The sequence below is a fragment of the Skermanella sp. genome, assembly GCF_059503625.1.
On the sequence record NZ_JCACHA010000342.1, the window covers coordinates 22,184 to 28,849 of the forward strand.

6 protein-coding genes are annotated in these 6,666 nt (G+C 64.5%); 5 read left to right on the forward strand and 1 reads right to left on the reverse strand.

Going from position 1 to position 6,666, the window contains the following annotated elements:
* Positions 1-12 precede the first annotated feature (12 nt).
* A complete protein-coding gene (locus AC5JJ6_RS07900) occupies positions 13-462 on the forward strand; it encodes a TerB family tellurite resistance protein (protein ID WP_496041510.1) in 450 nt (149 codons plus the stop codon).
* A 64-nt stretch (positions 463-526) separates the two neighbouring features.
* Here the strand turns inward: AC5JJ6_RS07900 and AC5JJ6_RS07905 are convergent, their stop codons facing one another.
* Positions 527-1,750, reverse strand: coding sequence for a serine hydrolase (locus AC5JJ6_RS07905; protein ID WP_496041511.1), 1,224 nt, complete (start codon positions 1,748-1,750; stop codon positions 527-529).
* A gap of 546 nt (positions 1,751-2,296) precedes the next feature.
* Between AC5JJ6_RS07905 and AC5JJ6_RS07910 the strand changes: the two genes are divergently transcribed.
* The 4 genes from AC5JJ6_RS07910 to AC5JJ6_RS07925 all read left to right on the forward strand — a co-directional run.
* A complete protein-coding gene (locus AC5JJ6_RS07910; RefSeq protein ID WP_244619602.1) occupies positions 2,297-2,656 on the forward strand; it encodes a response regulator in 360 nt (119 codons plus the stop codon).
* A gap of 70 nt (positions 2,657-2,726) precedes the next feature.
* A complete protein-coding gene (hutH, locus tag AC5JJ6_RS07915) occupies positions 2,727-4,268 on the forward strand; it encodes a histidine ammonia-lyase (RefSeq protein WP_496041512.1) in 1,542 nt (513 codons plus the stop codon).
* A gap of 138 nt (positions 4,269-4,406) precedes the next feature.
* The gene (locus AC5JJ6_RS07920) at positions 4,407-6,041 is read left to right on the forward strand and encodes a 3-(methylthio)propionyl-CoA ligase (RefSeq protein WP_496041513.1); all 1,635 of its coding nucleotides are present in this window, start codon (positions 4,407-4,409) and stop codon (positions 6,039-6,041) included.
* 229 nt (positions 6,042-6,270) lie between these two features.
* A partial coding sequence (locus AC5JJ6_RS07925; protein ID WP_496041514.1) for a YbaN family protein occupies positions 6,271-6,666 on the forward strand: 396 nt, incomplete at its 3' end.

The window sequence follows — 6,666 nt, forward strand, 5'->3', positions numbered from 1 at the left end:
AGGGGAACGATCATGTCATTCATCGACAGCTTGGTGAGCCATCTCGGAGACATCGATATCGAAGCCGATGCGCTGCCGGCTCTCGTGCCGGCGGTGATCGCGGCGGGTGCGCTGATCGCTTTCGCCGATGGGGCGCTGGAACCCAAGGAACTTAAGGAAATCGACGACGAGGCGCTGAAATGCCTGATGGGCGATCCGGCTACGGCCGACGATATCCATCGCGTCGTCGGCCTGCATATGTCGAACTTCGACCGCGATGCGGAGTACGGCCATGACCGCGCCTTGGCGGTACTCGCCGACTTTGCGTCCGATGCGCCGGACGACCAGAAAGCCACCGTGCTGAACGCCGCCCTGCATGTCGCCCGCGCCTGCCATGACGGTGGCCTGACACCGTCTGAGCGCGACGCGGCGCTGGAAGTGGCCAGGATCCTGAAACTGGATCCGCGCACCTCCGGTTTGTGATACGAAAAGGGCCGGGCGCCGCCCGGGCGCCCGGCCCTTTGCAGGCCCTGTCAGGGGAGAAGGGTCAGTTGCGGGGCGCCATCACCAGGCAGTCCTGGCCTTTGGCTTCCAGGCGGGAACACGCCTGTTCGGCGGCAGTCTTGGTCAAGCCCGTGAAGCGCGCCTGGAAAGAGCCGTTCCTGCCCTTTACCACCGTGCTGCCGGCACCTTTCAACTGGGCGGGAATGACCTTGCCGGTCGTATCCAGTCCGGCCTGTCCTGCCTTCTGGCTCTTGAAGCTGCCGACCTGGATCGTCCAGGAACCCGGCTTGGCCGGCGCGGCCTTGGTCTTGGCGACCGGTTTCGCCTGTTCGCGGAGCGGCTTCTGCGCCTGCTGCCGGACCGGCGGCTGCACCGCCGCCTTGATCGCCGACCGGACCGCCGGAACCGCCGCCGCGACTTCGATGGTGGAGACGTTGGGCCGGAGCGGGGCGACGCCGAAACCGTGGTCGAGCAAGGCGGCGACGCGGTTGTCGCGCTCCCTGGAGGTCCGGCCGCCCAGCACGACGGCGATCAGCCGGCGGCCGTTGCGAACTGCCGTTCCCGCCAGATTGAAGCCCGAGGCATTGACGAAGCCGGTCTTGATGCCGTCCATGCCGTCGTACCGGCTCATCAGGCGGTTGTGCGTCTGAACCGGAGCGCCGTTATAGGTGAAGCTGGTGCGGCTGAAATACGGATAGTGCCGGGCATGGCCCTTGATGAGCGCCTGGGAAAGCGCCGCGATGTCGCGCGCCGTCGTGATCTGCCGGCTGTTGGGCAAGCCGGAAGCATTGTGGAAGCTGGTGTTGCGCATGCCCAGCATCCGCGCCTTCATCGTCATCATTTCGGCGAACTGCTCTTCGGTCCCGCCGATCGCTTCGGCCAGGACGACCGACGCATCGTTGGCGGACCGGGTGACCAGACCCAGGATCGCGTCCTCGACCCGGATCGACGTGCCGGCCACGAGGCCGAGCTTGGACGGCGCCATGTTCTGCGCGCGCCGTGACACGGGGATCATCTGGTCGAGCGCCAGATCTCCCTTGTCCAGGGCGTCGAATGCCAGGAACAAGGTCATCATCTTGGTCAGCGACGCCGGCTGGGTCGGGGAATCGGCGTTGACCGCGTGCAGGACCGCACCCGTGGCGGGATCCAGCAGGAATTCCGCGTAGGGCGGCGCGGCGCGCGCCGCCGTGGTGAAGAACATCAGGGCGCAGGCGAACGCTGCGAACAATGTGATGCGCGAGAGCATAATGTTTGTACGGCGAAACATGATGGTTCCTGGAGGGCACTGCTGTACCACCATTAGGCACCATTGGTTAATAAATTAAGAATTTCATTTCAGTGGCTTGGCTCGCTGCCCTTCCACCAAAGGTTAAGACTCAGCATACGACCTTTGGCAAGCAACTTAAAATGTATCGAAAGGCGAGAGACTGAGGATGAACGGTCATATCCGACCGGCTAGGATTTATATTTCGCGCCCTGTCCCGCCGAAATGGTGATACGTCTTGCCTCACTCAAAATTCGTTATAATCTCGGGTTGCGAGGTATCCGCCCAACCACTTCCGATATGATTCATCACCGTAGCGACTCTGTGAAATATGCCGAAGAAATACCGGAAAACTATGCTCAGGCGGCGACTTGCGGGTCGACATGTTGTTTGAAAAGCCGGATTGGCGTCTGCTCACCGAATCCGGTTCCGATCCATGCCGGACCAGGGAGGCCTGTATTACTCAGGCTTTGAATATTCAGGAATGTGCGACGCGAGACCCTGATGATTGAAAATTCGGAACCTGCGAAAGCCAAGCGGATTCGAATCATGATCGTCGAGGACGATGCCCTGGTGGCGTTAGGGATTCGCTGCACCCTGGACGAACTGGGCTACGAAGTCTGCGGTGTGGCCGCGTCCGAACCGGAAGCGCTGGCACTTGCCGGCCGCACCAAGCCGGAATTGGCCTTGATGGATATCCGGCTGCGCGGCCCGACGGACGGCATAGATACCGCCCGGCGGTTGAGGGCGGAGTTCGGCATCCGGTCGGTTTATCTTTCGGCCTATACCGATCACCAGACCATGAGCCGGATCACATCCACGTATCCTCTGGGCTTTGTGCAGAAGCCCTATTCGGCGGTACAATTACGCATCGCGCTGGATCTCGCAGTCCGCCGCCTGGGTGCCTGACCGCTAGGTCCGCCGCTTGGGCCGGGGCTCGATCCGGGGCCGGGACTCAATCCTGGGGAAGCACCGAAGCATGAGCGAACTTCAGCATATCCGGCCAGCCGGGCTGACACTGTCCCTCCTGCGGCGCATCGCCCGCTCATCCAGTTCGTCGGTGGCACTCGACCCCGGCTGGGAAAAGCCCGTCGAAGAGGCGGCGAAGACCGTTGCCGACGTCATCGCGCGCGGCGACGCCGCCTATGGCATCAATACCGGCTTCGGCCTGCTGGCCCGGAAGCGCATCCCGAACGACAGCCTGCGCGAACTTCAGTCGCGCCTGGTGCTCTCCCATGCCGCCGGAACGGGAGCGCCTTTGTCAGAAGCCACGGTACGCCTGATCCTCGTCCTCAAGGCGGCCAGCCTGGCGCGCGGCCATTCCGGCGTCAGGCCTGTCGTGATCGAATCGCTGCTGGATCTGGTCAACCACGGCGTCCTGCCGGTGATTCCGTCCAAGGGCTCCGTCGGCGCCTCGGGCGATCTGGCGCCGCTGGCCCACCTGACGGCGGCGCTGATCGGGGTAGGGGAGGTCACGGCCGGAGGCAGGACCGTTCCGGCAGCGGAAGGACTGGCTGCCGCCGGCCTTCGGCCCCTGGTGCTGGAGGCCAAGGAAGGTCTTGCCCTGCTGAACGGCACCCAAGTCTCGACGGCACTGGCGCTCCAGGGATTGTTCGCGGCGGAAGACTGCATGGCGGCGGCCCTGGTCGCCGGCGGGCTGTCCGTCGATGCCGCCCGGGGCAGCGACGTGCCGTTCGACCCCCGCATCCATGAGCTGCGCGGGCAGCCCGGCCAGATCGACGTCGCCCGGCTGCTGCGGCGCCTGCTGTCGGGCAGCGCCATCCGCCAGTCGCACCTGACCGGCGACGAACGGGTCCAGGATCCGTACTCGCTGCGCTGCCAGCCGCAGGTGATGGGTGCCTGCCTGGACCATCTGCGCTTCGCAGCGGCCGTGCTGGAGCGGGAGGCCAATGCCGTCACCGACAACCCGCTGGTCTTCCCCGGGAGCGGCGACATCCTGTCCGGCGGCAACTTCCATGCGGAACCGGTCGCCCTGGCTGCGGACATGCTGGCGCTGGTGCTGGCCGAAACGGGCGCGCTGTCGGAGCGCCGGACCGCCTTGCTGATGGATACCCATCTCAGCGGGCTGCCGCCCTTCCTGGTGGCGGAAGGCGGTCTCAATTCCGGCTTCATGATCGTCCAGGTGACGGCGGCCGCATTGGCGTCGGAAAACAAGCTTCTTGCCCATCCCGCCAGCGTCGACAGCCTGCCGACCTCCGCCAACCAGGAGGACCATGTCAGCATGGCGACCCATGCGGCACGGCGGCTGGGCGACATGGCGGAGAACACGACGGGCATCGTCGCGATCGAACTGCTGGCCGCCTGCCAGGGCATCGACTTCCACCGTCCGCTGGAAACCTCTCCGTGCCTGCGCGACGCGCTGGGCATCGTACGCGCCGATGTGCCTTTCTACGACCGCGACCGCTACTTCGCACCGGACATCGAAGCGGCATCCCGGACGATCTCCGGCGGCGTCTGGCACCGTTTCATGGACGAGGGACTGCTGCCGTCGGCGCGCTGAGCGGACCGTGTAAGCGAACCTTGCCGAAACCGCCGGCCTGTCCAACTCCTCCACGATTTCGTATGATCGTTCCCAAGCAAAAATCGAACGGCCAGAACAAACAGCCCAAAACCAAACAGCCCGGGAGGCGACGTACAGATGCGCGGACTGATGATGGACAAGCCGCTGCTGATCTCATCCCTGATCCAGCATGCGGAAGACTACCACGGCGCCACCGAGATCGTTTCGCGCACGGTCGAAGGCCCCATCCATACCTACACCTATGCCGAGGCCGCCAAGCGCGCCCGCCAGCTCGTCAACGCCCTGGTTTCGCTCGGCGTCCGGCCGGGCGACCGGATCGGGACGCTTGCGTGGAACGGCTATCGCCATTTCGAGACTTACTACGCGGTTTCGGGCATGGGCGCCGTCTGCCATACGATCAACCCCCGGCTGTTCCCGCCCCAGATCTCCTACATCATCAACCACGCGGAAGACGCCTATCTGTTCGTCGACCTGACGTTCATTCCGCTCCTGGAAGGGATCAGGGAAAGCCTGGGCAAGGTCAAGGGCGTGGTGGTGCTGACCGACCGGGACCACATGCCCGAGTCGAAGCTGCCCAACCTGCTGTGCTACGAGGATCTGGTCCACGGCCATTCCGACCGCTACGACTGGCCGGAGTTCGACGAATGGACCGCATCGTCGCTGTGCTACACCTCCGGCACGACCGGCAACCCCAAGGGCGTGCTCTACTGCCACCGCTCCACCGTGCTGCACAGCTTCAGCATTTCGATGCCGGACGCGTTGAGCCTGTCGTCGCGCGATACCGTGATGCCGGTGGTCCCGATGTTCCATGTCAACGCCTGGGGCCTGCCCTACGCGGCCCCGATGACGGGCGCCAAGCTGGTCTTTCCGGGTGCGAAAATGGATGGGGCCAGCCTGTACGAGATGATGGAACTGGGCGGCGTGACCGTCAGCGCCGGAGTGCCGACCATCTGGGCCGGCCTGATCCGCCATATGCAGGACAACGGCAAGCGGTTCACCACCCTGAGCCGCACCATCGTCGGCGGCTCGGCGGCGCCGCGCGCCATGATCGAGACGTTCCAGGACGAGTTCGGCGTGGAACTGGTGCATGCCTGGGGAATGACCGAGACATCGCCGATCGGGGCGGTATCCCGCCTGATGCCGCGCATGGACGGTCTTTCCGATGACGAAAAGATGGCGGTCCGGGCCAAGCAGGGGCGTCCGATCTACGGCGTCCGCATGACCATCGCCGACGACGAGGGCAAGCCGCTTCCCCACGACGGCGTTGCGTTCGGGCATCTGAAGGTTTCCGGTCCCTGGGTCTGCGCACAGTATTACAACGAGCCGCCGGGGCCGGCCCATGACGACGAGGGCTGGTTTTCCACCGGCGACGTCGCGACCATCGACGCCGACGGCTACATGCAGATCACCGACCGCAGCAAGGACGTGATCAAGTCGGGCGGCGAGTGGATCAGCTCGATCGAACTGGAGAACACGGCGGTCGCCCATCCCGACGTGATCGAAGCGGCGGCTATCGGCATGGCGCACCCGAAATGGGACGAGCGGCCTTTGCTCGTCGTCGTCCGGCGGCCCGAAAGCGAATTGACGCGGGAAGCGCTGCTCGCCTTCTTCGAGGGCCGGATCGCGAAATGGTGGCTGCCCGACGATGTCGTCTTCGTGGACGAACTGCCCCATACCGCCACGGGAAAGCTTTTGAAGACGAAGCTGCGCGAGCAGTTCCGGGATTACCGGTTCCCCGGCGTCACCGGATGACGGGCTGCCGGATGGTTTTACCGCGTTCCATCACTACATGGATGGGACGTGGGGGCTTATACGAGAGCTGGAAAGTTCTGACATGTCAGCGCGCTGATGTCGGGCCACGGCCCAACCTACAGGCTCCTGCTTCGTAGGTTGGATCGTGGCCCGACAACTCCGCCATCTTTGAAAGTCGCACGACAGGGCGGAACTTTCCGGCTCTGGTATTGCTCCCGTTCAGGACACCATGACGGCCACTCCACCCGACCAGACTCCAGCGGATCAGGCGCCCGGCCACCCCGCAGCCTTCGAGAAGTTCCGCCATGCCCCGGCGAACCCGGTCGTCCGCCATTGCCTGCTGGCACTCGGCTTCCTGATGGTCGGCCTGGGCACGCTGGGGGTCTTTCTTCCGGTATTGCCGACCGTACCTTTCCTGATCGTGGCCGCTTGGGCGTTCTCACGCAGTTCGGAACGCTTCCATAGCTGGATCTACAGCCATCCGCATTTCGGGCCTCCGCTGGTCGCCTGGAACCGCCACGGCGTGATCCCGCTGACCGCGAAGCTCATCTCGGTCGTCAGCATGTATGGCAGCGTCGTGCTGGTAATCGTGTACGTCGCGACCGACTGGGTGCTGCCGGCTGTT